Origin of the sequence: Sphingomonas sp. S2-65 (assembly GCF_021513175.1) — a bacterium.
Classification (GTDB): Bacteria; Pseudomonadota; Alphaproteobacteria; order Sphingomonadales; family Sphingomonadaceae; genus Sphingomonas.
The window spans coordinates 3,008,359-3,033,685 of sequence record NZ_CP090953.1 but is presented as its reverse complement, the minus strand read 5'-3'; the positions used below and the strand labels follow the sequence as shown (position 1 = coordinate 3,033,685).

Sequence of the window (25,327 nt, the reverse complement as noted above, 5' to 3'; positions counted from 1 at the left end):
GCATCATCGAACCGGCGGGGTGCCGATTACCAGATATGCACCCGCTTCTCCGGCGCCAGGTAGAGCGCGTCACCGGGCTTCACGTTGAACGCCGTGTACCAGGCGTCGACGTTGCGGACGATGCCGTTCACGCGGAACATCGCCGGCGAATGCGGGTCGGTCAGCAGCGCCTGGCGCTGGCTTTCCTCGCGCACCTTGGTCTGCCACGCCTGGGCATAGGCCAGGAAGAAGCGCTGGTCGCCCGTCAGCCCGCCGATCACCGGCGCCTTGCCGTGCTTGGCCTGGTACTTCTGGTACGCGCCATAGGCAGCCTCCACGCCGCCCAGATCGCCGATATTCTCGCCCAGCGTCAGCGCGCCGTTCACCTTGGTGCCCGGGATCGGCTCATAGCCATTATACTGCGTCGACAGTGCCGCGGTGCGCTCGGCAAAGGCTTTCTTGGCCGCGTCGGTCCACCAGTTCTCGAACTTGCCGGTGGGGCCGAACTGGCTGCCTTGGTCGTCGAAGCCATGGCCCATTTCGTGACCGATCACGGCGCCGATCGCCCCGTAATTGACCGCCGGATCGGCGTTGGGGTCGAAGAACGGCGCCTGCAGGATCGCCGCGGGGAAGGTGATCTGGTTCGACAGCGGATTATAATAGGCGTTCACTGTTTGCGGCGTCATGTCCCACAGCGACCGGTCGACCGGCTTGGGGAAGCGCTGCAGCTGGAGCTGGTGCTCGAACTCGCTCGCGCGCATGGCGTTGCCTAGCAGGTCGCCGCGGACCACCTGCATCGACGAATAGTCGATATAGCTCGCCGGGTGGCCGATGCGCGGCTCGAACGCCGCCAGCTTGGCCAGCGCCGCGGTCTTGGTCGCGGGGTCCATCCAGCTCGAACCCTGGATCCGCTCCTGATAGGCGGCGCGCAGATTTTCGATCAGCTCGCCCATCTGCTTCTCGGACGCCGGCGGGAAGTATTTCGCGACATAGATCGCGCCGACTGCCTCGCCCAGCGATCCGTTGACCAGCTGCACGCCGCGCTTCCAGCGGTCGCGCTTCACCTGCACGCCGCCCAGTGTCTTGGAATAGAAGTCGAAGCGCGTGTCGTCGAACGCCTTGGGCAGGAACTGGGCGTGATCGCTGACGAAGCGATAGGCTAGGTAATCCTTCCAGGTCGCAAGCGGGGTCGCGACCAGGATCTTGCCTGCCGCCGTCACCGCGGTGTTCTGGCCCATGATGATCGTCGGCGCGGTTTCGATGCCCGCAGTCTTGAGCATCAGCGCCCAGTCGAACTCCGGCGCCTTCTTCTCCAGCCCGGCGATCGACTGCGGATCGTTGAGCTTCGCGATGTCGCGGCTTTCGGCCGGCGACCATTGCGACTTGGCGAGCGTGGTTTCCAGCGCGACGATCGCATCGGCCTTGGCGCTGGCGTTCGGGATTCCCGCCAGTTCCTGCACGCGCTGGACATAGGCGCGATAGGCCGTGCGGAAGGCGTCGTACTTCGCGCCTTCGAGCAGGTAATAATCGCGCGGCATGCCCAGGCTGCCCTGCCCGGTCATCGCCGTGTAGCGGGTCGGGTCTGCCAGGTCGGGCAGGATGCCGAGCTCGACCGGCGAGGCATAGCCGACGGTGGCGAACAGGACCTGGAGGTCCTGGAGGTTCTTCACGCCGGCGATGCGGCCCAGATACGGCTTGAGCGGGGCGGTGCCGCGCGCTTCGATGCCGGCCTCGTCCATCCAGCTGGCGTAATAGTCACCGACCTGGCGGCCCGAGGCGCCATAGGTCGCCGGGTTCTTGGCCATGTCGTCCAGGATCGCGCGGACATTCGCCTCGGCTTCGATCGACAGTTCGGTGCCGAAACCGGCGGATCCGCGGTCCGGGGCGATCTGGACGCGGTCGGCCCAGCCGCCGTTCGCGAACGTCCAGAAGTCGTCGCCGGGCTTCACGCTGGCCTTTTGCGCGCTCAAATCGACGCCGAAACTGCCATAACGCGGCGCTTTTTGTGCGCTTGCGGTTTGCGCGAAAGCGGGCGCCGAGAGCGTCAACAACGCGCTTCCGGCCAGCAAAATCAATCTCTTAGCGATCACGTGGCGAGTCCCCCAGGGTAGTGTATTAGCGGAGGCTAACAGCGGGCGGACGAGCCTGCAATCGCAATCTTCTCGCGCGACTTCAACAACTTGGGGGCTCAACCGCGATCGATCCGGGCGTCAACCAGATGCTCCACCACCCCAGGATCCGCCAACGTGCTGATGTCTCCCAAATTGCTCACATCCCCCTCCGCGATCTTGCGCAAAATCCGCCGCATGATCTTCCCCGACCGCGTTTTCGGCAGCCCCGGCGCGAACTGCAAAGCGTCCGGCGTCGCGATCGCCCCGATCTCGCGCCGCACCCAGTCGCGCAGCTCCGTCCGCAGCGCGTCGGAGGGGTCCACTCCGATATTCAGCGTCACATAGGCATAGATGCCCTGTCCCTTCACGTCGTGCGGCATCCCCACCACGGCCGCTTCGGCAACCTTGGGATGCAGCACCAACGCGGATTCCACCTCGGCAGTGCCCATCCGGTGCCCCGACACGTTGATGACATCGTCCACCCGCCCGGTGATCCAGTAATAGCCATCCTCGTCGCGCCGACATCCGTCGCCGGTGAAGTATTTGCCGCGATAGGTCGTGAAATAGGTCTGGAAGAACCGGTCATGGTCGCCCCACACTGTGCGCATCTGCCCCGGCCAGCTCCGCGCGATCACCAGATTGCCTTCCGCTGGCCCGTGCAGCACCGCGCCCTCGGTATCGACGATCTGTGGATCGACACCGGGAAACGGCAGCGTCGCGGACCCAGGCTTCAGTGCGGTGGCGCCAGGCAGCGGCGTGATCAGATGCCCGCCCGTCTCGGTCTGCCACCACGTGTCGACGATCGGGCAGCGTCCCTCTCCCACAACGTCATGATACCAGCGCCATGCCTCTGGATTGATTGGCTCGCCTACCGTGCCCAGCAGCTTCAGCGACGCGCGCGACGTGGCGGTGACATACTGGTCGCCCTCCCGCATCAGCGCCCGCAGCGCGGTCGGCGCGGTGTAGAGGATCTCCACCTTGTGCCGATCCACCACCTGCCAGATCCGCGAGGCATCGGGCCAGGTCGGCACGCCTTCGAACATCACCGTCGTGGCACCGTTGGCCAGCGGTCCGTAGACGATGTAGCTGTGTCCGGTGACCCAGCCGATATCGGCCGCGCACCAATAAACCTGCCCCGGCCTGTAATCGAACACCAGCTCGTGGGTCAGGCTCGCCCAAAGCAGATAGCCGCCGCTGGTATGCAGCACGCCCTTCGGCTTGCCGGTCGACCCGGAGGTATAGAGGATGAACAACGGATCCTCCGCGCCCATCGGTTCGGCTGGGCATTCGGCGGACACTTCTGCTGCCGCCTCGTGGTACCAGATGTCCCGACCCGGCTGCATCGCGACATCGCCGCCCGTTGCGCGGATCACGATGACCTTCTCCATTGCCGGCGCGTGCTCGGCGGCGGCATCGACATTGGCCTTGAGCGGCACGCGCTTGCCCCCGCGCCGTCCTTCGTCGGCAGTGATGATCACGCCGCTGTCGCAATCGGTGATCCGCCCGGCCAGCGACTCTGGCGAGAACCCGCCGAACACGACCGAATGCACCGCCCCGATCCGCGCACACGCCAGCAGCGCGAATGCCGCCTCGGGGATCATCGGCAGATAGATGGTGACGCGGTCGCCTTTGGAGACGCCTTGCGCCTTGAGCACGTTGGCGAAGCGGCAAACCTCCTGGTGCAGCTGCCGATAGGTATAGCGCCGCGGCTCTTCGCCTGGCTCGTCCGGTTCCCAGATGATCGCCGTCTCGTTCCCGCGCTTCGCCAAGTGCCTGTCGATGCAGTTCGCCGCGACGTTGAGCTTGCCGTCGCCGAACCAGCGGATGTGGAAGTCGTCCTCGTCGAACGACCAGTCTCCGGCAATTTCCGGCCGCTTGATCCATTCCAGCCGCCGGGCCTGCTCGAGCCAGAAGCTGCCCGGATCGGCGATGCTGCGGCCATACAGCCTGTCATACCCCTCCGCGTCGATGCGGGCGCGGCGGGCCCATTCTTGCGGGACGGGGTACAGGTCGGACATGCGTATCTCTCCTTGGCGGAGCGCGTTCTAGGTCGAGGACCGCGCACTTCGCAAGCAGGGCTTCTCCGCGCGCTATGTCGGTAGGTTGCCACCTAACAGTCCGTCGCTGCGACACTTAGCGACAACAAATCAGTGGAACTGAACCGCTGACGAAACCATGTACGGCGCTATGGCTTATCGCCCCTTAGTCTTTCTCGTAACGGCGGCGTTCGCGCTCGCCGCCTGTTCCGTAGGCCCCGACTACCGTCCGCGCGGCGCAGGGGAGCTGGGCGTTCCGCAACGCTACTCTGTCCCCGCCGAACAGCGGGCACGTGAAGACCTGACGCGTTGGTGGAACAAGTTCGACGACCCGCACCTCGCCTCGGTGGTCGAACGCGCCCAAGCCGCCAATCTCGATGTGGCGCAAGCCGTCACCCGCCTGCGGCAGGCGCGTGAGTCCCTAGTCCAGGCTCGTTCTTCACTGTTTCCCAGCCTGAGCGCCTCGGCAGGGTATTCGCGCAGCCAGCCACTGCGCGGCGGAAGCACGACCACTACGCTCCCCGATGGAACCGTGACTTCGTTTTCGCAGGGCGCGCGGAACAGCTTCTCGCTCGGAGGCGACGCCAACTACCAACTCGATCTGTTCGGCGGCATCGGGCGCGGCGTGGAGTCCGCGCGGGCAGGGTATGAGGCGTCCGGTTTCGACTTGGCCTCCGTGCTGATCTCGGTCGAGGCGGAAACCGCGCGTAATTATGTGCTGGCGCGCGCCGCCCAGGCGCAACTCGCCAATGCCCGCTCTGCTCTGGCGCTGCAGGAGGATAACCTGCAGATCGCACAGTGGCGGGTCCAGGCGGGCCTTGTCTCGACGCTCGATCAGGAACAGGCCCGCGCCCAGCGCGCTCAGACGGCCGCGACCATTCCGACGCTCGAGGCGAACTATAACGGGTTCGTCTCGCGCCTTGGCGTGCTCACCGGTCGGGAGCCCGGCGCGCTGAAGGCGGAGATGGAGACGGTCAAGCCTATCCCAGTCGGTCCGGCAACCGTTGCCGCCGGCATCCCGGCCGACACGCTTCGTCAGCGGCCGGACATTCGCGCAGCCGAGCGCAATCTGGCTTCGGCAACCGCGCAGATCGGTGTGGCCCAAGCCCAGCTCTATCCTGCCCTGGCGATCGGCGGCAGCATCGATGCCGGCTCAGGCAGGCTCAGTTCGTTATTCGACGTTCTCACCGGAAGGCTGTTTGCGAACATCGCACAGACGATCTTCGATGCGGGCCGCACGCGCAGTCAGGTCCGCAGCGCTCAGGCTGCGGCGGACAGTGCGTTGATCACCTACAAGCAGACGGTACTGACCTCGCTTGAGGATATCGAAAACGCAATCGTAGCGCGCCAGTCGGCGGAACGCCGCGAAGCCGAATTTCGCGAAGCACTGGACGCCGCCAACAACCAGGCCATCCTCGCTCGTCTCCAGTACCGCTCCGGGCTTACGGATTTCACCACGTTGAACCAGGCCGAAAACCAGCTGCTGTCCGCGCAGAACGGGCTGACACAGGCCCGGTCCGATCAGTCCACCGCGCTCATTCAGCTGTACTTGGCGCTTGGTGGCGGATGGGACAGCAGCGTCACTCCTCAGGCTCCCACCACAGGCAGCACCGTCAATGGCAACTGACTCCAACCAGAATCTCGACGCCTTCCTGGGAACCCCTGCGCGTCCTTGGTGGCGGCGCTGGCTCAAATGGATCGTCATAGCGGTCGTAGTGATAGGATTGGGGCTGCTCCTCACGCGGTGCGTGTTCGGTGGCGCAGTCGAGACCCAATACTCGACCGAGGAAGCCGAGCGCGGGAACCTTACGGTCACGGTATCGGCGACTGGCAAGCTCGCGCCCACCAATCAGGTGCAAGTCGGCTCGGAATTGTCGGGCCTGATCGAAACGGTTAGCGTCGACGTCAACGATCGCGTGGTGAAGGGTCAGCCGCTCGCGGTGCTCGACACCTCGCAGCTCGATGACGAGATCACCCAGGGGCGAGCGCAGCTCAATGCCAACCAGGCGCAGGTCGCCCAGGCACAGGCCACCGCCGCGGAGAGCCGGGCACAGCTTTCGCGGCTCGAAGAGGTCAGCCGGCTATCTGGCGGGCGCGTGCCGGCCAAGGTCGAGATGGAGCAGGCACGTGCGGCGGTGCAACGCGCGGTTGCGGCGCTTAGAGCGGCGCAGGCGCAGGTCGTATCTGCGCGCGCTGCGCTCTCTTCCAACGAGACGCGTCGCTACAAGGCGGTGATCCGCTCCCCCGTAAATGGCGTAGTGCTCGCGCGTCAGATCGACGCGGGGCAGACCGTGGCCGCGTCGTTCAACACGCCCACGCTGTTCGTCATCGCAGAGGATCTGTCCGCGATGGAGTTGCAAGTCGCGATCGACGAAGCCGATGTGGGTTCGGTCAAGGAGGGGCAGATTGCGAGCTTCACCGTAGACGCTTTTCCCGGCAAGACCTTCCCGGCGACAATCACCCGCGTGGATCTCGGCTCCAACCTGTCGGCTCAGGCTTCTGCGAGTTCGAGCGGGGCGAGCAGCACGAGCAGCACGACCGGGCAAGTCGTATCCTATGCTGCGACCCTCAGCGTTACCAATGCCGACCAGCAGCTGCGTCCCGGCATGACCGCTACGGCAGAAATCATCACCCGATCCAGGCCGAACGTCCTGCTCGTGCCCAACGCGGCGCTTCGCTTCACACCCGCCGTGGCTGGTCAGGGCCAGGGCGCCAGCGGCAGCCAGGGCGGCATCACCGGCGCCTTGGTGCCTCGTGGGCGTCGCCGCGGCAACGACGCACAGAAATCGGCTACGGTTACCCGTGGCGCTGGACAGACCGTGTATGTGCTCGGCCCCGAGAACCAGCCCCAGCCAGTTCAGGTCACCATCGGGGATACCAACGGAACGCTCACCGAGATTACGGGCGGGGGCCTCAAACCGAGCATGAAGGTCATCACCGGCCAGCTTGCCAACGGTAACGGACCTCAGCGCCGTCCAGGCGGCAGCGGCGGGCAGCGGCGGCAAGGAACGGGCGGTTCGGGCAGCGGAGGGCAACGTGGCCAATGATCCGATCATCCAGATGCGCCGCGTTACCAAGGTCTATGGCGAAGGTCCCACTGCGTTCCAGGCGCTGAAGGGGGTCGATCTCGAAATCGCGGCCGGCGACTTCGTGGCGGTGATGGGCCCGTCCGGTTCGGGCAAATCGACGACGATGAACATCCTGGGCTGTCTCGACGTCCCCTCGGGTGGCGAGTTCCTGTTCCGGGGTGTGCATGTCGAGCGATTGGGCCGCGATCAGCGTGCGCTGTTGCGCCGCAAGTATCTCGGCTTCGTGTTTCAGGGGTTCAACCTGCTCGCCCGCACCAGCGCATTGGAGAATGTCGAGCTGCCCCTGCTCTACCGCGGCGACCCGAAAAAAGAGCGCCGAGAAATGGCGCTGGCGGCGCTGGACAAGGTAGGGCTCAAGGAGTGGTGGGACCACACCCCGGCCGAGCTGTCGGGAGGTCAGCAACAGCGCGTCGCCATCGCTCGCGCGATCGTCACCAACCCGGACGTACTGCTCGCCGACGAGCCTACCGGCAATCTCGATTCGGAACGTTCGGTAGAGATCATGCGGCTGCTCACCGACCTAAACCAGACAAGCGGCATCACCGTGCTGATGGTCACCCACGAGCCCGACATGGCCGAATTCGCGCGCACCATCGTCCACTTCAAGGACGGATTGGTCGAACGCATCGACAACAAAGCGCACGAGCTCGCCTGATGTTCGGCACGACCTTTCTTCTCGCGGTTCGCTCGATCTTCCGGCACAAGCTGCGCTCATTCCTGACCACGCTCGGCATCATCATCGGTGTCGCTGCCGTGGTTGCGATGGTGACGCTGGGGCAAGCGACCACCAAGGCTGCACAAGCGCAGGTTGCAAGCCTTGGGACCAACATCCTCCAGGTCCGCCCCGGCCAAGGATTCGGGCGAGGCGGTGGCGGTCCGCGTCCGCCCGACTTCAAGCAGGAGGATGTCGGCGCGATTGCCCAGCAGGTGGCCGGAGTCACCGCCGTCGCGCCCCAGGCGCAGGCAACCGGTACCGTGATCTATCAGGGTGCCAATTGGTCCACGACGATCAACGGTACGACCAATGCCTTCTTCCAGGTGCAGCCCTGGCCGCTGGTTTCGGGCAGAGTGTTCAACCGGCAGGAAGAACAGGCCGGCAAGGCAGTCTGCATCATCGGCAACACGATCAGAACCAACCTCTTCCGCGGCGGCGAGGCGGTAGGTGAGCGGATGCGCGTCAACGGCATCTCTTGTGACGTTATCGGCGTGCTGTCGACCCGCGGCCAAGGCGGCTTCGGTGATCAGGACGACGTGGTCATCATGCCGATCAAGCAGGTCCAGCGTCGCTTCACCGGTAACCGCGACATCCGGCTCATGCTGGTCGGCGTGGATCCCGGCTATGACGGCCAGCAAATCCAGGCGTCGATCAGCCAAGTCCTGCGCGAACGCCGCAGCGTCACCGGCAGCAAGGAAGATGATTTCAACATCTTCGACACCGCGCAGATCAGCCAGACTTTGACCGGAATCACCACGCTGCTGACGCAGATCGTCACGGCGGTGGCGGCAATCAGCCTGGTCGTCGGCGGCATCGGCATCATGAACATCATGCTGGTGTCGGTTACCGAACGCACGCGAGAGATCGGTATCCGCCTGGCGATCGGGGCGGTCGCCAGCGAGGTGCTCATGCAGTTTCTGATGGAAGCCGTCGTCCTGTCATGCCTCGGCGGCCTGGTTGGGCTGGTTGTCGCGCAGCTGGTGGTGCTCGGGCTCGCGCCACTGATGCAAGTGGAATGGATGTTCGAGCCGAAGATCAACGTCATCGCGTTCCTGATCTCCGCACTGATCGGCATCGTCTTCGGCTACTTCCCGGCGCGGCGCGCGGCCAGTCTCAATCCGATCGACGCGCTGCGCCATGAATAGACGGTGGCCCGACGGGACATTCACATCCTGTCGGTTCCCAGACCGTATAGCTCGTTCAACCGCTCCAGATCTTCCGGTGTATCGACGTCGACCAGCTCGGTAGAGCTGGTCACAACCTGACGCCCACGCCGAACGAGATCGCGGGCGCCCTGATCGCCTTTCAGGTCCATCAGCACCTCGAACCAGCCTTGCCCGAACAGTGCGGGCGGACTCGACTTCGTACCGTCGGACGAAGCGACAATGGCGTCTGTACCCGCAGCCGTAGCGAACAATCGCCGCACATGCCCTGCCGAAACCAGGGGCATGTCCGCCAAGACGACCAGCACTGCGTCGGCACCAGCATTGCGTGCGACGGCGACGCCGTGGCTAAGCGATTGAGACTGACCGAGGTCGGGTGCGGAGTTGTGCACCGCCTTGTAGCCGAATGCGGTGAAATCCACCTTGGTTCCCGCCACCACAGCCACCCGCATCAGGAAGGGCAGGTCCATCAAGGCTGTCACCGCATGCAGGGCGAGCGGCTTTCCCAAATACGGCATGGCTAGCTTGTCGAGCGTGCCGAACCGCTGAGAGCGCCCTGCGGCGAGCAGGAGGAGCGCCGTCCGCTCAGGCGTCAGCATGGAAGCGCTTCACCATCGCCGCGGCGATCGAAAGCGCGATTTCGGCGGGGCCGATCGCGCCGATGCTGAGGCCTGCCGGTCCCTCGATCCGGTCGAGATCGGCCGCAGCGATGCCAGCGGCGGTCAGCCGCTCCAGCCGGGCGGCATGGCTGCGGCGCGATCCAAGCGCGGCGATATAACCGGTTGCATGGCGAAGCGCGGCGATGAGGGCGGCATCGTCGATCTTGGGATCGTGGCTGAGCGTGACCACCGCCGTCGCCGCGTCCGGCTTCAGGGCTGCCACCGCCTCGTCTGGCCACCGGTCGTCGAGGGTTACGGCACCAAAGCGCTCCTCTGTCAGGAAGCGGGCACGCGGATCGATCACCGTGGTCGCGATGCCGAGTTCGCGCGCGAGCCCGACCAGCGTCTGGGCGATCTGCACCGCCCCGACGATGATCAGCCGGCGCGGCGGATCGTAGCGGTTGACGAAGTCGCCCGCCGAGCCCGGCGCGCTGCGACCGGTGGCGAAGTCGGTCGCTACTTCCAGCGGCGTTCCCCCTGCCCGAGCTTCCTCGACCGCGTCGAACAGTTGCGGCGGGAAACCCTGCTCCGACACGGGCTGGACCATGACGGCGATCTCACCGCCGCACGGCAGTCCCACTTCCCAGGCCGCGTCATCGGCGACGCCGTAGCGCTTCACGACCGATGGAGCGCCGGCGATCACCTCGGCCGCTGTGGCCAGGATGTCGGTTTCCACGCAACCGCCCGACACGGATCCTTCGAAGCGGCCATCTTCGTGCACCAGCATGTGGCTGCCGCGCGGCCTGGGCGCCGAGCCCCAGGTGGAAACCACTGTGGCGAGCGCCAACCGGGCACCGCTCCAGGCACGCGCAGCCGCCAACACGCTGTCGTTATCCGCCACTGCCTCGCTCCCGTAACATCCGCCGCATAGCGCCCTATCCAAAGGGGAGTTCCATGGCGAGATTGTTCCTGTTGGCCGCATCGTTGCTGGTGCAATCCCCCGAAGCCGCGCAGGATCCTGTCATGACTCAGCCGCCGAAGCCCATCGTCATCGCGCATCGCGGCGCCAGCGGCGGGCGGCCCGAGCACACGCGGCTCGCCTATGACCGCGCGATCGACCAGGGCGCGGACTTCATCGAGCCCGATCTGGTGCCAACCAGGGACGGCGTGCTCGTCGCGCGCCATGAGAACAACATCGCCGACACCACCGACGTGGCGGCGCATCCCGAATTCGCCGCGCGCAAGACTACCAAGACGATCGACGCACAGCAGGTGACCGGCTGGTTCACTGAGGATTTCACATTGGCCGAGCTGAAGACGCTGCGTGCCAAGGAACGGCTGCCTCAGCTTCGCCCGGGCAATCAGCGGTTCGATGGCCAGGCGGAGATACTGACATTGGCCGAAGTGATCGCCATCGCCAAGGCCGGCAGCGCCAGAACCGGGCGCACCATCGGCATCTATCCCGAGACCAAGCACCCGACCTACTTCGCCTCGATCGGTCTGCCGCTGGAAGGCCGTTTGATAGATGGGCTAAGGCAGGCCGGCTGGGACCGCGCCGACGCCCCGGTATTCATCCAGTCGTTCGAAGTGAACAACCTCAAGCGGCTCAAGAACAGGACGCCTGTGCGTCTTATCCAGTTGCTGGCTCCGGCTGGCGCGCCCGCCGATGGCGCAGCGCCAAGCTATGCCAGCATGGAGACTGCCGAGGGCTTGAAGGCGATCGCCGCCTACGCAGCGGGCGTGGGGCCGGAACTTACCATGGTGGTCTCCGCCGCGGGCAACCCCTCGACGCTGGTCGCCGATGCCCATGCCGCAGGGCTGAAGGTCCACCCCTGGACCTTCCGCGCCGAGAATTATTTCCTGCCCCCCGCCTATCGCGCGGAGGGTACCCCCGCGACCCATGGCAGGGTGGAAGCGGCGATCCGGTACTTCATCGGGCTTGGCGTCGACGGCTTTTTCACCGATTATCCTGCACTAGGCGTATCCGCGCGCAGCTCCGTCACGGCTGCTCGCCCATCCTGAAGGTGCCGTTCATGCGTAAACTGACTCTCCCGTTTCTCCTCGCGCTGCCACTGCTGTCGGGCTGCATCGCCAAGACCGCCTGGGACGTCGCGACCCTGCCGGTGAAGGCGGGCAGTCAGGTCGTCGACTGGAGCACCACCAGCCAGGAAGAGTCGGACCGCAACTACGGTCGTAAGATGCGCGAAAAGGAAGCGCGCGAGGGTAAGGAGCGCCGCAAGCACGAGAAAGAATGCCGCAAGCGCCCAGAAGCCTGCGAAGCCTATGACGGCTATCGCGCGGCCACGCCGGACTGACGGGCTGCGCCCGGCACGCTTCCACCCGCGCCGGGCGCCATGCTATGCTGCCGCAATGGCAGAAGAAACCCACGTACTGGAACACCCGCCGGAAGGCGCATCGGCCGATTGGACGATCCCGCAGAACTGGCGCGCCTACACGCCGGAGGAACACGCCACCTGGGACACTCTGTTCGAGCGCCAGGCCAAGCTGCTGCCCGGTCGCGCGTCCAAGGCATATCTGAAGGGACTTGATGCCCTGAAGCTATCCGACTCGGGCATTCCCAACTTCGAGGAGCTTTCGGAGCGGCTGATGAGGCTGACCGGGTGGCAGGTCGTCGCCGTCCCGGGCCTTGTCCCCGACGACGTGTTCTTCGATCACATGGCCAATCGCCGCTTCGTCGCGGGCAACTTCATTCGGCGTCCGGACCAGCTCGACTATATCCAGGAACCGGACGTGTTCCATGACGTGTTCGGCCATGTGCCGATGCTCGCCGATCCGGTATTCGCCGATTATCTAGAGGCCTATGGCCGCGGCGGCAAACGCGCGCTGGAACTCGGCGCCCTGAAGCAGCTTGGGCGGCTCTACTGGTACACGGTCGAATTCGGCCTTGTGCAGGAGGAGGATGATCTCCGCATCTACGGCTCGGGCATCGTGTCGAGCTCGGCCGAAAGCCGGTTCGCGCTGGAAAGCGATAGCCCCAACCGTATTCGCTTCGATCTCAAGCGCGTCATGCGAACCGAGTACCGGATCGACGATTTCCAGCAGAACTACTTCGTCATCCCGAGCTTCGACGAGCTGCTGCGGCTGACCGTGGAGACCGACTTTGCGCCCCTTTACGGCGAGCTGCTGCAACTGCCGGACATTGCGGTAGCGGCGATCCTACCCGAGGATGATTTGATCACGCGCGGAACGCAGGAATATGCGACGGGCAAGCTAGTGGGCTGAAGACCAGGTTCCCCGACGAAGACTGGAGCCGGCCCTTTGTCCACAGCATCGCAGCTGGGCCGACCCTCGCCAGGGACTAGCGCACGAACTAGATATCAAGCGCCCAGCCATCGCGCCCCTTGGGGTTCGGCGGCGTGGTCGGCACGTAGCGCGTGGTCCCTGCGGTCAGGCGCAGGATCGTCCAGTCGCCGCGGCGGTCGACTTCCTCCAGCGTGCAGCCACAGCCTTGGAACGCAGCCACGACCTGCTCGCGTTGCGTCTCCAGCAACCCGGCAAGCACGATGCTGGCGCCAGCATCGGCGATCGCCGCCACTTCGGGCGCCATCGACACCAGCGGACCCGCCAGGATGTTGGCGATCAGCAGATCATAGGGCGCATGCGCGGCGATCGTGTCGCTGAGCGCGCCGTCGGCGACGATCAGTTCGATCGGTTTGATGCCGTTGCGCCCGCCATTTTCTCGCGTGACGTCCACCGCGTGCGGGTCGATGTCGGTCGCGATGATCTCGGCCTCTGGCCACAACTCGGCGGCGGCGAAGGCGAGCAGGCCGGTGCCGGTGCCGATATCGATGACCTTGGCGAAGCGCCGGTCTGCCATGCGGTCGAGCATCGCAAGGCAGCCCGAAGTCGTCGCATGATGGCCAGTGCCGAATGCGCGCCCGGCATCGATCAGGAACGCACGGCCGCCAGCGGGCGGCTCCACCGGATGCGCGCTGGTGTGCACCACGAAGCGACCTTCGCGGATCGGCTCCAGCCCCTCCTGGCTCAATGCCACCCAATCTTCCGGCGTCAGCGCGACGATTTCAGGCTCGATGTCGCCCGCGCTCGGCACCAGCGCGCGCAGAGCCGCAAGCAGCGCCGCGTCGGGCTCGGCATCGGTATAGGCGTCGAGCCGCCAATGCTCACGGTCGTCTTCGACCTCCTCGGTCGTCATCAGCACCGCGTCCAGCGGCACTTCGGCGGCATCGATCGCCTCGGCCTCGGCGCGCGTGCACGGGAAGCTGGTGCGCCAGCTGTCGGGCTCAGCGGACATAGCTTGCTCCATTGGCGTCGAGCACCGCGCCCGTCATCGAGGGCGGGGCCTCGAGTGCACAAAAGCGCGCCAGCGTGGCGATCTCTTCCGGGGCTGCAACCCGGCCCAGCGGGATGTCGGCCAGCAACTTGTCGCCTCCCCGGCTAGCCAAATACTCCTCCGCCATGCCGGTCATGGTGAAGCCGGGACATATCGCAAAGGCGAGAATACCCTGGGCCGCATAGCCCCGCGCGATCGACTTGGTCATCGCCACCATGCCGGCCTTCGATGCGGCATAATGCCAATGCGCCGGGCTGTCGCCGCGATAGGCCGCCCGGCTGGCGACGTTGACGATCCGTCCGGGCCGTCCTTCGGCTTGCCAGTGCCGGATTGCCAGACGGCAAAGCTCCGCCGACGCCGTCAGGTTGATGCGCATGGTCCGCTCCCACCCTGCAACCCAGTCGTCATGGTCAAGGTCGAGCGGAGTGGCCTCGAACACGCCGGCATTGTTGATCAGCACGTCGATGCGGCCATCAAGTGCCGCGAGCGCCTTCTCCCAGAGAGCCCGGGGCGCCGCCGGGTCGGCGAAGTCCGCAGAGATGCCGCTTTGTGTGCCGTGGCCGACCAGCCGGAGCCCGTCGCCGGTCAGTGTCTGGGCAATAGCAGCGCCGATGCCGCGGCTGCTGCCGGTAAGCAGGATATTCGTCATCGCCCTGCCCTAGCGGCAAGGCAGCGCGCGAGAAAGCGTCACGCCGCGACCGAACTGGAAAAACTGTCGGCGGCCTCACGAAGCTGCCCCAGCCGATCATCCACTTCGGCGACATCGCGCTGCAGCGTGTCGATCTCGCTGGTGACCGTCTTCGTATCTTCCCGGATCGCGCCAATGGTCGCGGACATCGAATCCGCGGCAAGCGCAGTCTCGTCGACCGCCGCCGTGATCGCAGTCACCGTCTGCGCCTGCACTTCCATCGCGCTGCGAATCCGATCGGCGCTCTCCTGCACTTCGGCCACTGTCGAGCGAATGGACGCGTTGGTTTCAACCGTCGAGCGTGTCGCCGACTGGATCGCCGCGATCTTGGCGGCAATATCGTCGGTCGCACGGGCGGTCTGGCTGGCGAGGCTCTTCACTTCCTGCGCCACCACTGCGAAGCCGCGCCCGGCGTCTCCAGCGCGCGCCGCCTCGATCGTCGCGTTCAGCGCCAGCAGGTTGGTCTGCCCGGCGATGTCGCGGATCAGGCCCAGGATCGACTCGATCGATTTCGCATGATCGCTCAGCGCCTCCGACATGCCGACCGCAGTGCCCGCCTGGCTCGATGCGCGTGTGGCGATGTCTGCCGCCGCTTCCACTTCGGTACGGGCGTCCTCGATCGCCCGGATCAGCCCGGCCGCTGTCTGCGCGGCTTCGCGCATCGCCACGGCCGACTGCTCGGCAGCTGCCGCCACTTCGGACGCCTTGCCCAGCATGCCGCGTGCCGAACTCGACGCGCCCTGAGCTTGCACGCGAATGCGGTTTCCGGCGTCGGTTGCGCTGAGGATCGATTGCGCGATGGCGTCGCGAAACTCGGTCGAGCGCTCGCGACGCTTGCTGATGTTCCGCTCCGCCACCAACGCGCCGACGTGCATCGCCATCAGGTTGGTTTCGACCAACCCCACCCGGTTCACTGCGTCACAAAGCTCGCCCAGCCGGCCGGTCTCTCCGGCAAGCTTCTCCGCCAGGATTGCCATCGTGATGCTGTGAGTGTTGGCGAAGCCCGCCAGCATCGCGGCCGCCGGGACACGCATGCGATATGCGTAATCCGCATGATAGATCGCCATCTGCATCCACTCGTCGCTGAACGGCTGCTCGTAGCGGATGCGGCTATAGCGGGCGCTAAGGGTCCGCAACGCAGTGAGCCGCTCCTCGTCGAACCCGGCCTTGAGATTGCGGAAGAAGGGAAGTTCGAGGAAATGGGTCCAGAAACCCTCGGCGATGCGGTCATGCTCGGCTTCGAGCAACTGCGCTATCTCCGGGCAGCGCCGGGTGATCGCACCGTCCCAGTCATAATCGGACACAGAGCCGATTGTCTTGCGCGCATTCTCCAATGCGCTCTGATTGTCGAACATCGGCTCTCTCCCCTCAGGCCGCGACCTTGGCGATGAACTCGCCCGCGCTGCCCTTTAATGTGCCCAACTGCGCATCCAGCGCAGCAAAGCCCTGCCCCACTCGGTCGATCTCCGAGGCCACTGTCTCGGTGTCTTCGCGGATTGCCCCGATCGTCGCGGACATCGAGTCCGCGGCAAGGGCCGTCTCGTCGACCGCGGCGGTGATTGCCGTCACGGTCTGCGCCTGCACTTCCATCGCGGAACGGATGCGGTCGGCGCTCTCTTGCACCTCGCTCACCGTCGAACGGATGGAGGCGTTGGTCTCCACCGTGGAACGCGTGGCAGATTGAATAGCGGCGATCTTGGCCGCGATGTCGTCGGTCGCGCGGGCGGTCTGGTTGGCCAGGCTCTTCACTTCCTGCGCCACCACTGCAAAGCCGCGTCCGGCATCGCCTGCGCGCGCCGCTTCGATAGTTGCGTTCAATGCCAGCAAATTGGTCTGGCCGGCGATGTCGCGAATCAGCCCGAGGATCGACTCGATCGACTTCGCATGCTCGCTGAGCGTCTCGGACATGCCGACGGCGGTACCCGCCTGGCTTGAAGCGCGCGTAGCGATGGCGGCCGCTGCCTCCACTTCGGTGCGCGCGTCCTCGATTGCGCGGATCAGCCCGGCTGCGGTCTGGGCGGCTTCGCGCATTGCGACCGCCGACTGCTCGGCCGCAGCAGCCACTTCGGACGCCTTGCCCAGCATGCCGCGGGCCGAGGCGGAGGTCTGCACCGCCTGCACGCGAAGTTGGCCGCCGTCCCGCGACGCCTGTTCGACCGTTGCACCGATCGAGAGCTGGAAATCCGTCGCGAGCCGATCGCGCGCCGCCTGCGCGCTATGCTCGCGGTACATGTTGTAGAGTTCGACGGTGATGTCGCACTCGAGCGCGGACAGCCGCATCAGCGTATCCACCAGGCGCTGGACACGCGCAGGATCGTCGCTCGCGCGTCGGATCACGACCTCCAGCGCGGCGCGGTCGCTGGCGCTGATCATCGACAACAGGGTCATTGGCGGCACGTCGGCGCCATAGGCTGCCGCGACCGAGCGCTCGATCGACTCGACCCACTCGCTACCTTGCGTGTCCAGAAAGCGGTTGCGGAGGAACACGACCCCCAAATCGATCATCTTCGGCGTTTCGTCGGGCACCCATCGGGCAGTGTCGGCGAAACAGCGCTGCCATTGTTCCCAATATGCGCCGGAAACCTCGCGGATCTCGGGCTCCAGCACATTCCAGGTCTCTCGACTCCAGTTGAGGAGCGCACCATCGAAATCGAAAATACGCAGCCGTTCGCGCACGTCGATGCGCGCGCTCATGGTGCCGGCCGGCGGAAGATCCTTCGTCAGTGCCACAGTGAACAGGTCCTCGATGCGGCCGAACAACACGCCGCTCATGCTTCCGGCTATGCGGCAAAGACGTTAAGACCCGGTTAGCCAAACGCTTGAAGAGCTTAAGCCGGCTTGCATCCCGTGACCGCCGGATTAAGGAGGCGCGTCGACCCGAAAGGAATACCCTTGGCCAACGTCCGCAATACGGCGCGCCCATTATCGCCGCACCTCTCGATCTGGAAATGGGGACCGCACATGACGGTCTCGATCGTCCACCGCGTCACCGGCAGTGGCATGGCGACGGTCGGCACCTTCCTGTTCGTGTGGTGGCTGAGTGCGCTGGCATCGGGACCTGCGGCCTATGCGTCGTTCATGGACCTGTTCACGCTGAGCTCGGGCAAGCTGAACATCGCCGGATACATCCTCGGCATCGGCCTCTCGCTTTCCTTCTTCCAGCACATGGCGTCGGGCGTGCGCCACTTGTTCATGGATGCAGGCGCTGCGTTCGAGCTCGGCGTCAACAAGCGCTCGGCGCTGGCAACCTTCGTCGTCTCGGTGATCCTCACCATCGCCTTCTGGGCCGTCATCGTGGAGAAGAGCATTGGGTAACGGCACCGAACTCGGCCGCGTCCGCGGCCTCGGCTCCGCGCACGAAGGCGCCGACGACTGGTGGCACCACAAGCTGAGCGCCGGGTCGAACCTGATCCTGGTGCTGTGGTTCCTGATCTCGATCGCGCTGCTGCCGGCCTATGACCATGCGACCGTAACCGCCTGGATGGCCGAGCCGCTCGTCGCGGTGCCGCTGATCCTGCTCGTCGTCAGCGTCTTCTACCATTTCCACCACGGCCTCACGGTGGTGATCGAGGATTATCAGCACGACCACACCCGCTTCGTGCTGCTCGCCCTGCTCAAATATTTCACCATCGCGACGGCGACACTCGCGATCTTCTCGATCCTCAAGGTGGCCTTCACGGCCGGAGCGGCCCTGTAATGCCCAGCGCATACAAGATCATCGACCACACCTATGACGCAGTCGTCGTGGGTGCCGGCGGCGCCGGGCTGCGCGCCACCATGGGCATCGCCGAAAGCGGGCTGAAGACCGCCTGCATCACCAAGGTGTTCCCGACTCGCTCGCACACCGTCGCGGCGCAGGGCGGCATCGCCGCCAGCCTCGGCAACATGGGTCCGGACCATTGGACCTGGCACATGTACGACACGGTCAAGGGCTCCGACTGGCTCGGCGACCAGGACGCGATCGAGTATCTGACGCGCGAGGCACCCGCCGCGGTCTACGAGCTCGAACATGCCGGCATGCCGTTCAGCCGCACGGCCGAAGGCAAGATCTACCAGCGTCCGTTCGGCGGCATGATGCAGAACATGGGCGCCGGCCCGCCCGCGCAGCGCACCTGCGCCGCCGCCGACCGCACCGGCCATGCCATGCTGCACACGCTCTACCAGCAGAGCCTGAAGTATGACGCCGACTTCTTCATCGAATATTTCGCGCTCGACCTGATCATGGAGAACGGCCAGTGCCGCGGCGTGATCGCCCTGTGCATGGAAGACGGCTCGATCCACCGCTTCCGTTCGCACGCCGTCGTGCTCGCGACCGGCGGCTATGGCCGCGTCTACCAGTCGGCGACTTCGGCGCACACCTGCACCGGTGACGGCAACGCCATGGTGCTGCGCGCCGGCCTGCCGCTCCAGGACATGGAGTTCGTCCAGTTCCACCCGACCGGCATCTACGGCGCGGGCGTGCTCATCACCGAAGGTGCGCGCGGCGAAGGCGGCTACCTCACCAACTCCGAGGGCGAGCGCTTCATGGAGCGCTATGCGCCCTCCGCCAAGGATCTCGCATCGCGTGACGTCGTGTCACGCTCGATGGCGATGGAGATCCGCGAAGGCCGCGGCGTGGGCAAGGAGAAGGACCATATCTACCTTCACTTGAACCACATCGACCCGAAGATCCTGCACGAACGGCTCCCCGGCATCACCGAGACCGGCAAGGTCTTCGCGGGCGTCGACCTGACCCGCCAGCCGCTGCCGGTGGTTCCGACCGTCCACTATAATATGGGCGGCATCCCGACCAATTATCACGGTGAAGTCGTGACGCTCGGCGCCGATGGCCCCGACACGATCGTCCCCGGCCTGTTCGCGGTCGGCGAAGCGGCGTGCGTGTCGGTGCACGGCGCCAATCGCCTAGGCTCGAACTCGCTGATCGATCTCGTGGTGTTCGGCCGCGCGACCGGCAAGCGCATCGCCGAGATCATCAAGCCCAACACCGCGCACAACCCGCTGCCACAGGGATCGGAGGAGCTGGCACTCGGCCGCCTCGACCATTTCCGCTACGCCGCCGGCGCGACGCCCACCTCGGCGATCCGCCGCGACATGCAGAGGACGATGCAGCGCCATTGCGCTGTGTTCCGCACCGATGAGCTGATGCGTGAGGGCATCGCCCATATGGATCAGGTCTATGCCTCGATGCAGGACGTCGGCGTCGCCGACCGTTCGCTGATCTGGAACACCGACCTGATCGAGACGCTGGAGCTCGACAATCTGCTCGGCCAGGCCCAGGTGACGATCCGCTCTGCGGTGAACCGCAAGGAAAGCCGCGGCGCCCACATGCACGAGGACTTCCCGGATCGTCATGACGATGAGTGGATGAAGCACACCGTCTATTGGTTCGATGGCTGGGGCGGCAAGGGCGGCGAGAGCCGCATCGATTACCGCCCGGTGCACGAATACACGCTGACCGACGACATCAAATATATCGAGCCGAAGAAGCGCGTGTACTGACCCAAGCGATGGAGGCGATGCCCTCCTGACGATGCCGAAATGCGAGGCCCGCTTCCACCAGGAGGCGGGCCTTTCTTCTTCAATCCCTTCGTCTTTCCCAAGGGGATGGATCGCCTCAGCACCGCTTGACTCGATCCTCCACGCAGTCAGACTGTTTTCCGTTCGACGAACGGGGGCGGTCCGATGCGCGTTTCTCATCTTGTACGGCTAGCCGCTGTGTCTGCACTCGCAGCAGTGGCCGCACCCGCCACTTCACAGACCGCGCACAACAAGGAATGGCCGCCGATGCTCGGCGCCACGCCAGCGGAAATCAACGACTCCCTGCCACAAGGTCCGCAGCTCGAACGCGGCCGCCCGGCCAAATGGCTGCTTGCCGAGCACCGCAAGCTTGACGCCGCGCTCCATGTGCTGGTCCCGCAACGCAAGGACCGCGTCGACGCCTATGTCGTCTCGGTCGCGCTCGACAGCGACGCGGTGTTCGGACGCGAGGCGCGGGAGGCGGCCAGGGTGCTGTCCCACCGTTTCGACGCCGCCGGACGTACGGTGACACTCGCGGGAAGCGTCGGCGGCGGCCCCGGCGACCTGCCGAACGGCAGCCTGAACGCCCTGACCGTCACCCTCGCCCGCGTCGCCGAACTGATGGACAAGGACCAGGACGTGCTGGTGCTCTACACCACCAGCCACGGCGCGCAGGTCGGCATCGCCTATCATGACGGCGATCAGGGATATGGCATCCTCTCCCCTGCCCGGCTCGGCGCCGTCCTCGACGAGCTCGGCATCCGCAACCGCGTGCTGATCCTTTCGGCCTGCTATTCGGGCATCTTCGTTCCCGCACTCGCCAACGACACCACCGCGCTGCTCACCGCCGCCTCAGCCGATCGCACTTCGTTCGGATGCCAGGCCGAGAACGACTGGACCTTCTTCGGCGACGCGCTGATCAATCACGCGCTACGTAAGCCACAACCCTTGGATGCGGCAGGAGCCGAGGCGCGCGATACCATCGGCAAATGGGAAGCGGCCGGCAGCCTCACGCCATCGAAGCCGCAGATCGTGATCGGCAGCCGCGTGGCACGCTGGCTTGCGCCACTCGAAGACCGCATGCCGGCGACCGCCACTTCCCCCGTCGGGCGCCCCGCTGCGGATGCGCTGGAACAGGCTAACTAGTTGAGATATGGGAACTGGCCGACGCCTGGACGGTTGTCCGCTGCTATGACAGATCTCCATCAGCCCCACTCTCAGACCGTGGCGGAAGATGCCGAGGCGGCCAGCCGAGCGGCACGCTATCCGCTGCTCGCTACTCCGCACATCGTGCTGCACGGCTCGGTCGATCACGACATGTATGTCAATTTCCGGCAGCAACTCATCAACGCCCCGGTCGAAGGATCGCTGGTCGTTTCCGTCTCGACGCTGGGCGGCGACCCCGAAGTCGCGCGCCTGATGGGCGACGAGCTTCGCCTGCTGCGGGAATATACCGGCCGCGAGACGCTGTTCCTGGGCAAGGTCGCCGTGTATTCCGCCGGTGCCACCTTCATGTCGAGTTTTCCGGTCGATAAGCGGTTCCTCACTCGCGGCACCCGCATCATGATACACGAGCGGATCATCAGCAAAACGGTCAACATACAGGGCCCGCTGAAAACGGTGATCGCAGGGCTGCAGGCCAATCTTCACGAGATCGAACATTCGATCCGCATCGAGGAGGAAGGGTTCCGCGACTTGGTCGCCGGCTCCAACATCTCGTTCGAAGAGGTGCAGAAGCGCGCCCCATCCAACTGGTATATCGAAGCGGAAGAGGCGCGCGACTTGGGTCTGGTGCTCGACGTCATCTAACCCGATCCTCCCCGCGCAAGGGGGAGTGGGCGCCGACGGCGAAGGCGGGGGAGGTAAAGGAACTCCTGGCGTCGCTTTCCTCCCCCCGTCATGCTCCGCTTGCCTCCTTGCGGAAGGACTGGCCTCTACACGAACGCGCCACCACTCACGTCGATGGTCGCGCCGGTGATGTACGAAGCATCGTCGCTGGCCAGGAACGACGCTACCCCCGCGATCTCCTCCGGCCGGCCATAGCGCTTGAGCACCACCATGTTTCGTACGCTCTCGGCGAATTCGGTGTCGGCCGGGTTCATGTCGGTGTCGATGGGTCCTGGCTGGATTGCGTTCACCAGAATGCCGCGCGAGCCCAGATCGTGCGCCCAGGTGCGGGCGAACATCGACACGGCGGCCTTGCTTGCCGCATAGACGCTGTTGCCTGCGAACGCTGCAGTGTCGGCCGAAACCGAGCTCACCAGAATGATGCGGCTGCCATCGCCCAGATGCGGGAGAGCCGCTGCGGTTCCCGCCAGCACGCCTTCGACATTGACGCTGAAAATGCGATCATAAATGTCCAGCGCTTCGGGCCCGACCGGCGCGAAGGTCGCAACACCCGCATTGTGTATCAAGATGTCGATTCCACCGAGGGCAGCGGCAGCCTCATCCACCGCGCGCTTGACCGCCGCTTTGTCGGCGGCGTCGGCCTGGATCGCTTTGCCCTTGACGCCCTCCGCCTCGATAGCCGCGACGGTTGCGTTCGCGCCGTCATGATTGCCGGCATAGGTGATGACGACATCGGCGCCGTCGGCGGCCAGCCGCTTGGCGATCGCCGCGCCGATCCCACGCGATCCGCCGGTCACCAGCGCGCGCTTGCCTGCGAGTTTCTTGGACATCTCGTATCTCCGATCCCCAGCCGGTCGAAACGCCGGCTGCCGGGACGGACGCTGATCTGGGGAGCGACTCTGATAGTTCAATATTACCGAACTATGGAATCGACGAAATGATCCTATATCCTAACGCATGGACCGCTTGGTGCACCCCGATCTGAAAGATGTGAGCCTTGCCGCGGCGCTGCACGCGCTTGCCGATCCCGTGCGGCTGGACATAATCGCCAGGCTCACCGAATGCCCGTGCCTGAATGCGAGCACAGCGTGCGCGGACGGCACACCCAAGAGTACGATCTCCAACCACCTCAATGTCCTGCGCGCTGCGGGGCTGGTCGAGACTCGCGTCGATGGGCGCGAGCGGATCAACCGGTTGCGCTGTGCCGATTTCGACGCGCGTTTTCCGGGGCTTCTCGCCACGGTGCTCGCCAACAAAGGCTGAGTATCGCGTGCCCAATGGGGTTGCACTGCGGATGCGAAAGGCATAGCCCGCCCCTCAAACATTGTTTGTCCAAGGATTCAACGGAATGGCCGAGTTTCGCCTGCCCAAGAACAGCCGCATCACCAAGGGCAAGGAGCACAAGGCGGAGGCTTCGGCCGCGCGGGTGAAGAAGTTCAAGGTCTACCGCTACGATCCGGATTCGGGCGAGAACCCGCGCTACGACACGTTCGAAGTCGATCTCGACGATTGCGGCCCGATGGTCCTCGACGCGCTGATCAAGATCAAGTCTGAGCAGGACAGCTCGCTGACCTTCCGCCGCTCGTGCCGTGAAGGCATTTGCGGATCGTGCTCGATGAACATGGACGGCCGCAATGGCCTCGCCTGCACCACTGCGATCGAGGACATCAAGGGCGAGATCCGCATCACTCCGCTGCCGCATATGGACGTGATCAAGGACCTCGTTCCGGACTTCACGCACTTCTATGCGCAGTACAGCTCGATCAAGCCCTGGCTGCAGACGGTCACGACCACACCTTCGGGCAAGGAGCGGCTCCAGACCCCGGAACAGCGCGACAAGCTCGACGGCCTGTACGAGTGCATCCTGTGCGCCTGCTGCTCGACGTCTTGCCCCAGCTATTGGTGGAACAGCGACAAGTTCCTCGGTCCGGCGATCCTGCTCCAGGCCTATCGCTGGCTCGCCGATTCGCGCGACGAGATGACCGGCGAGCGCCTCGACCAGCTCGAGGATCCGTTCCGCCTGTATCGCTGCCATACCATCATGAACTGCGCGAACGTCTGCCCCAAGGGCCTGAATCCCGCCAAGGCGATTGCCGAGGTCAAGAAGATGGCGGCCGAGCGCGCGCTCTGAGCGCCGCCTGATCTCTTGAGCAAGGTCCTGGCCCGCTACCGGGAGCTCGTCGCCGCCGGCGAGCTCCGCGCAGACCCTGAGCAGCAGTCCGCCGCCGAGCGGCTGGACCGCTTGGCCCAGGAACTCGAAGCGGGACCGCGCAAGGGCAGCGTGCTCTGGCGGCTCGCCGGGCGCAAGCCGGAGGCGCCGCGCGGCTTGTATCTGTGGGGTGGCGTTGGTCGCGGCAAATCGATGCTGATGGACCTGTTCAGCGATTGCGTGGACATCCGCCGCAAGCGCCGCGTCCATTTCCACGAATTCATGCTCGAAGTGCATCAGCGCCTGAATGTCGAGCGGCAGAAGAATACTCCCGATCCAGTCGTCGCCGTCGCCGATGCGCTCGCCGACGATGTCCGCCTGCTCGCCTTCGACGAGATGGTGGTGAACAACCCTCCCGACGCGATGATCCTGTCCCGGCTGTTCACGGAGATGATGCGCCACGGCCTCACGATAGTCGCCACTTCGAACCGGCCGCCGCAGGACCTCTACAAGGACGGGCTGAACCGCGACCTGTTCCTGCCGTTCATCGACCTGATCGAAGAGCGGATGGACGTGCTGACGCTGAACGGCCCGGTCGACTATCGGCTCAACCGGCTGGGCAAGGTGCGCACCTGGCTGGTACCCAACGGGCCAGAGGCCACCGCCGAGCTATCCGCCGCGTTCTTCAGGCTGACCGATTACCCGCCGGAAGACCGCGCGCATGTCCCTTCGACGGAAATCCCCGTCTCGGCCGGGCGCACGCTGCACGTGCCGAAATGCCTCAAGGGCGTGGCCGTGTTCTCGTTCAAGCGGCTGTGTGGCGAGCCGCGCGGGGCGTCCGACTATCTCGCCATCGCCCGGCGCTTCCATACCGTGATCGTCGTCGGCATTCCCCGCCTCGGCCCGGAGAACCGCAACGAGGCTGCGCGGTTCGTCACGCTGATCGACGCGCTGTACGAGAACCGCGTGAAGCTGCTCGCCGCGGCGGATGCCGAGCCCGATCAGCTCTACACCGCCGGCGACGGCGCATTCGAGTTCGAACGCACCGCCTCGCGGCTGCATGAGATGGCATCGGACAGCTATCTGGCCGAGGGACACGGGGCACAGTAAGGCGTCCGCGC

Annotated in this window: 24 protein-coding genes; 15 read left to right on the top strand and 9 right to left on the bottom strand. The window is 65.3% G+C overall.

Annotated features, from left to right (window positions below; translation table 11 throughout):
• Window positions 1-26: 26 nt before the first annotated feature.
• Both LZ586_RS14305 and acs read right to left on the bottom strand, forming a co-directional pair.
• Window positions 27-2,030 (bottom strand): M13 family metallopeptidase, encoded by a 2,004-nt coding sequence (locus LZ586_RS14305; RefSeq protein ID WP_235076952.1) that lies wholly within the window; start codon window positions 2,028-2,030, stop codon window positions 27-29.
• A gap of 137 nt (window positions 2,031-2,167) precedes the next feature.
• Window positions 2,168-4,108 (bottom strand): acetate--CoA ligase, encoded by a 1,941-nt coding sequence (acs, locus tag LZ586_RS14300; RefSeq protein ID WP_235076951.1) that lies wholly within the window; start codon window positions 4,106-4,108, stop codon window positions 2,168-2,170.
• A gap of 169 nt (window positions 4,109-4,277) precedes the next feature.
• On the opposite strand from acs, the gene LZ586_RS14295 reads away from it, so the two are divergent.
• From LZ586_RS14295 to LZ586_RS14280, 4 genes are read left to right on the top strand one after another with little or no spacing between them, the layout of a single operon-like run.
• Window positions 4,278-5,753 (top strand): efflux transporter outer membrane subunit, encoded by a 1,476-nt coding sequence (locus tag LZ586_RS14295; protein WP_235076950.1) that lies wholly within the window; start codon window positions 4,278-4,280, stop codon window positions 5,751-5,753.
• Window positions 5,743-7,173 (top strand): efflux RND transporter periplasmic adaptor subunit, encoded by a 1,431-nt coding sequence (locus tag LZ586_RS14290; RefSeq protein ID WP_235076949.1) that lies wholly within the window; start codon window positions 5,743-5,745, stop codon window positions 7,171-7,173. The genes LZ586_RS14295 and LZ586_RS14290 overlap by 11 nt, the downstream gene beginning before the upstream one ends.
• Entirely contained in the window at window positions 7,163-7,870 is a 708-nt protein-coding gene (locus LZ586_RS14285) for an ABC transporter ATP-binding protein (RefSeq protein ID WP_235076948.1), read from the top strand. The genes LZ586_RS14290 and LZ586_RS14285 overlap by 11 nt, the downstream gene beginning before the upstream one ends.
• Complete coding sequence (locus tag LZ586_RS14280; protein WP_235076947.1) at window positions 7,870-9,075, top strand: ABC transporter permease; 1,206 nt, start codon at window positions 7,870-7,872, stop codon at window positions 9,073-9,075. The genes LZ586_RS14285 and LZ586_RS14280 overlap by 1 nt, the downstream gene beginning before the upstream one ends.
• Window positions 9,076-9,095: 20 nt before the next feature.
• On the opposite strand, the gene LZ586_RS14275 is transcribed toward LZ586_RS14280, so the two are convergent.
• Together LZ586_RS14275 and LZ586_RS14270 are read right to left on the bottom strand one after the other, a co-directional pair.
• Window positions 9,096-9,692: a nucleotidyltransferase family protein gene (locus LZ586_RS14275; RefSeq protein WP_235076946.1), complete on the bottom strand. Its 597-nt coding sequence runs from the start codon at window positions 9,690-9,692 to the stop codon at window positions 9,096-9,098.
• The gene (locus LZ586_RS14270) at window positions 9,679-10,593 is read right to left on the bottom strand and encodes an XdhC family protein (protein WP_235076945.1); all 915 of its coding nucleotides are present in this window, start codon (window positions 10,591-10,593) and stop codon (window positions 9,679-9,681) included. Before LZ586_RS14270 ends, LZ586_RS14275 begins: the two co-directional genes overlap by 14 nt.
• Window positions 10,594-10,646: 53 nt before the next feature.
• Here LZ586_RS14270 and LZ586_RS14265 point away from each other — a divergent pair, with 53 nt between their 5' ends.
• Genes LZ586_RS14265 through phhA form a run of 3 tightly spaced genes read left to right on the top strand, consistent with a single transcriptional unit; the run spans window position 10,647 to window position 12,935 of the window.
• On the top strand, window positions 10,647-11,714 hold the full coding sequence (locus tag LZ586_RS14265; RefSeq protein ID WP_413777294.1) for a glycerophosphodiester phosphodiesterase: 1,068 nt from the start codon (window positions 10,647-10,649) through the stop codon (window positions 11,712-11,714).
• Window positions 11,715-11,725: 11 nt separating this feature from the next.
• Window positions 11,726-12,007, top strand: coding sequence for a hypothetical protein (locus LZ586_RS14260; RefSeq protein WP_235076944.1), 282 nt, complete (start codon window positions 11,726-11,728; stop codon window positions 12,005-12,007).
• A 55-nt stretch (window positions 12,008-12,062) separates the two neighbouring features.
• Window positions 12,063-12,935 (top strand): phenylalanine 4-monooxygenase, encoded by an 873-nt coding sequence (gene phhA, locus LZ586_RS14255; RefSeq protein ID WP_235076943.1) that lies wholly within the window; start codon window positions 12,063-12,065, stop codon window positions 12,933-12,935.
• Window positions 12,936-13,023: 88 nt separating this feature from the next.
• Here the strand turns inward: phhA and LZ586_RS14250 are convergent, their stop codons facing one another.
• Genes LZ586_RS14250 through LZ586_RS14235 form a run of 4 tightly spaced genes read right to left on the bottom strand, consistent with a single transcriptional unit; the run spans window position 13,024 to window position 17,464 of the window.
• Entirely contained in the window at window positions 13,024-13,965 is a 942-nt protein-coding gene (locus LZ586_RS14250) for a 50S ribosomal protein L11 methyltransferase (RefSeq protein WP_235076942.1), read from the bottom strand.
• Complete coding sequence (locus LZ586_RS14245) at window positions 13,955-14,653, bottom strand: SDR family NAD(P)-dependent oxidoreductase (protein WP_235076941.1); 699 nt, start codon at window positions 14,651-14,653, stop codon at window positions 13,955-13,957. The genes LZ586_RS14250 and LZ586_RS14245 overlap by 11 nt, the downstream gene beginning before the upstream one ends.
• Before the next feature lie 38 nt (window positions 14,654-14,691).
• Window positions 14,692-16,047: a methyl-accepting chemotaxis protein gene (locus LZ586_RS14240; RefSeq protein WP_235076940.1), complete on the bottom strand. Its 1,356-nt coding sequence runs from the start codon at window positions 16,045-16,047 to the stop codon at window positions 14,692-14,694.
• 13 nt (window positions 16,048-16,060) lie between these two features.
• Window positions 16,061-17,464 carry a methyl-accepting chemotaxis protein gene (locus tag LZ586_RS14235; RefSeq protein WP_235076939.1) on the bottom strand — a complete coding sequence of 468 codons (1,404 nt, stop codon included), beginning with the start codon at window positions 17,462-17,464 and terminating at the stop codon, window positions 16,061-16,063.
• A 120-nt stretch (window positions 17,465-17,584) separates the two neighbouring features.
• Here LZ586_RS14235 and sdhC point away from each other — a divergent pair, with 120 nt between their 5' ends.
• The 5 genes from sdhC to LZ586_RS14210 all read left to right on the top strand — a co-directional run bounded on the left by sdhC (window position 17,585) and on the right by LZ586_RS14210 (window position 22,018).
• Window positions 17,585-18,007, top strand: a complete 423-nt coding sequence (gene sdhC, locus LZ586_RS14230; RefSeq protein WP_261346007.1) for a succinate dehydrogenase, cytochrome b556 subunit — start codon at window positions 17,585-17,587, stop codon at window positions 18,005-18,007.
• The gene (gene sdhD, locus LZ586_RS14225) at window positions 18,000-18,389 is read left to right on the top strand and encodes a succinate dehydrogenase, hydrophobic membrane anchor protein (RefSeq protein WP_235076937.1); all 390 of its coding nucleotides are present in this window, start codon (window positions 18,000-18,002) and stop codon (window positions 18,387-18,389) included. The genes sdhC and sdhD overlap by 8 nt, the downstream gene beginning before the upstream one ends.
• The gene (gene sdhA, locus LZ586_RS14220; protein ID WP_235076936.1) at window positions 18,389-20,191 is read left to right on the top strand and encodes a succinate dehydrogenase flavoprotein subunit; all 1,803 of its coding nucleotides are present in this window, start codon (window positions 18,389-18,391) and stop codon (window positions 20,189-20,191) included. The genes sdhD and sdhA overlap by 1 nt, the downstream gene beginning before the upstream one ends.
• A 234-nt stretch (window positions 20,192-20,425) precedes the next feature.
• Window positions 20,426-21,355 carry a C13 family peptidase gene (locus LZ586_RS14215; protein WP_235076935.1) on the top strand — a complete coding sequence of 310 codons (930 nt, stop codon included), beginning with the start codon at window positions 20,426-20,428 and terminating at the stop codon, window positions 21,353-21,355.
• 45 nt (window positions 21,356-21,400) lie between these two features.
• Window positions 21,401-22,018 (top strand): ATP-dependent Clp protease proteolytic subunit, encoded by a 618-nt coding sequence (locus LZ586_RS14210; protein WP_235076934.1) that lies wholly within the window; start codon window positions 21,401-21,403, stop codon window positions 22,016-22,018.
• Window positions 22,019-22,143: 125 nt separating this feature from the next.
• Here LZ586_RS14210 and LZ586_RS14205 read toward each other — a convergent pair whose 3' ends face one another.
• Window positions 22,144-22,887 carry an SDR family NAD(P)-dependent oxidoreductase gene (locus tag LZ586_RS14205; RefSeq protein WP_235076933.1) on the bottom strand — a complete coding sequence of 248 codons (744 nt, stop codon included), beginning with the start codon at window positions 22,885-22,887 and terminating at the stop codon, window positions 22,144-22,146.
• Window positions 22,888-23,014: 127 nt separating this feature from the next.
• Here LZ586_RS14205 and LZ586_RS14200 point away from each other — a divergent pair, with 127 nt between their 5' ends.
• The 3 genes from LZ586_RS14200 (at window position 23,015) to zapE (ending at window position 25,316) form a co-directional block, all read left to right on the top strand.
• Entirely contained in the window at window positions 23,015-23,320 is a 306-nt protein-coding gene (locus tag LZ586_RS14200; RefSeq protein WP_235076932.1) for an ArsR/SmtB family transcription factor, read from the top strand.
• 85 nt (window positions 23,321-23,405) lie between these two features.
• The gene (locus tag LZ586_RS14195) at window positions 23,406-24,188 is read left to right on the top strand and encodes a succinate dehydrogenase iron-sulfur subunit (protein ID WP_235076931.1); all 783 of its coding nucleotides are present in this window, start codon (window positions 23,406-23,408) and stop codon (window positions 24,186-24,188) included.
• A gap of 15 nt (window positions 24,189-24,203) precedes the next feature.
• Window positions 24,204-25,316 (top strand): cell division protein ZapE, encoded by a 1,113-nt coding sequence (gene zapE / locus LZ586_RS14190; RefSeq protein WP_235076930.1) that lies wholly within the window; start codon window positions 24,204-24,206, stop codon window positions 25,314-25,316.
• The last annotated feature ends 11 nt before the right edge of the window (window positions 25,317-25,327 follow it).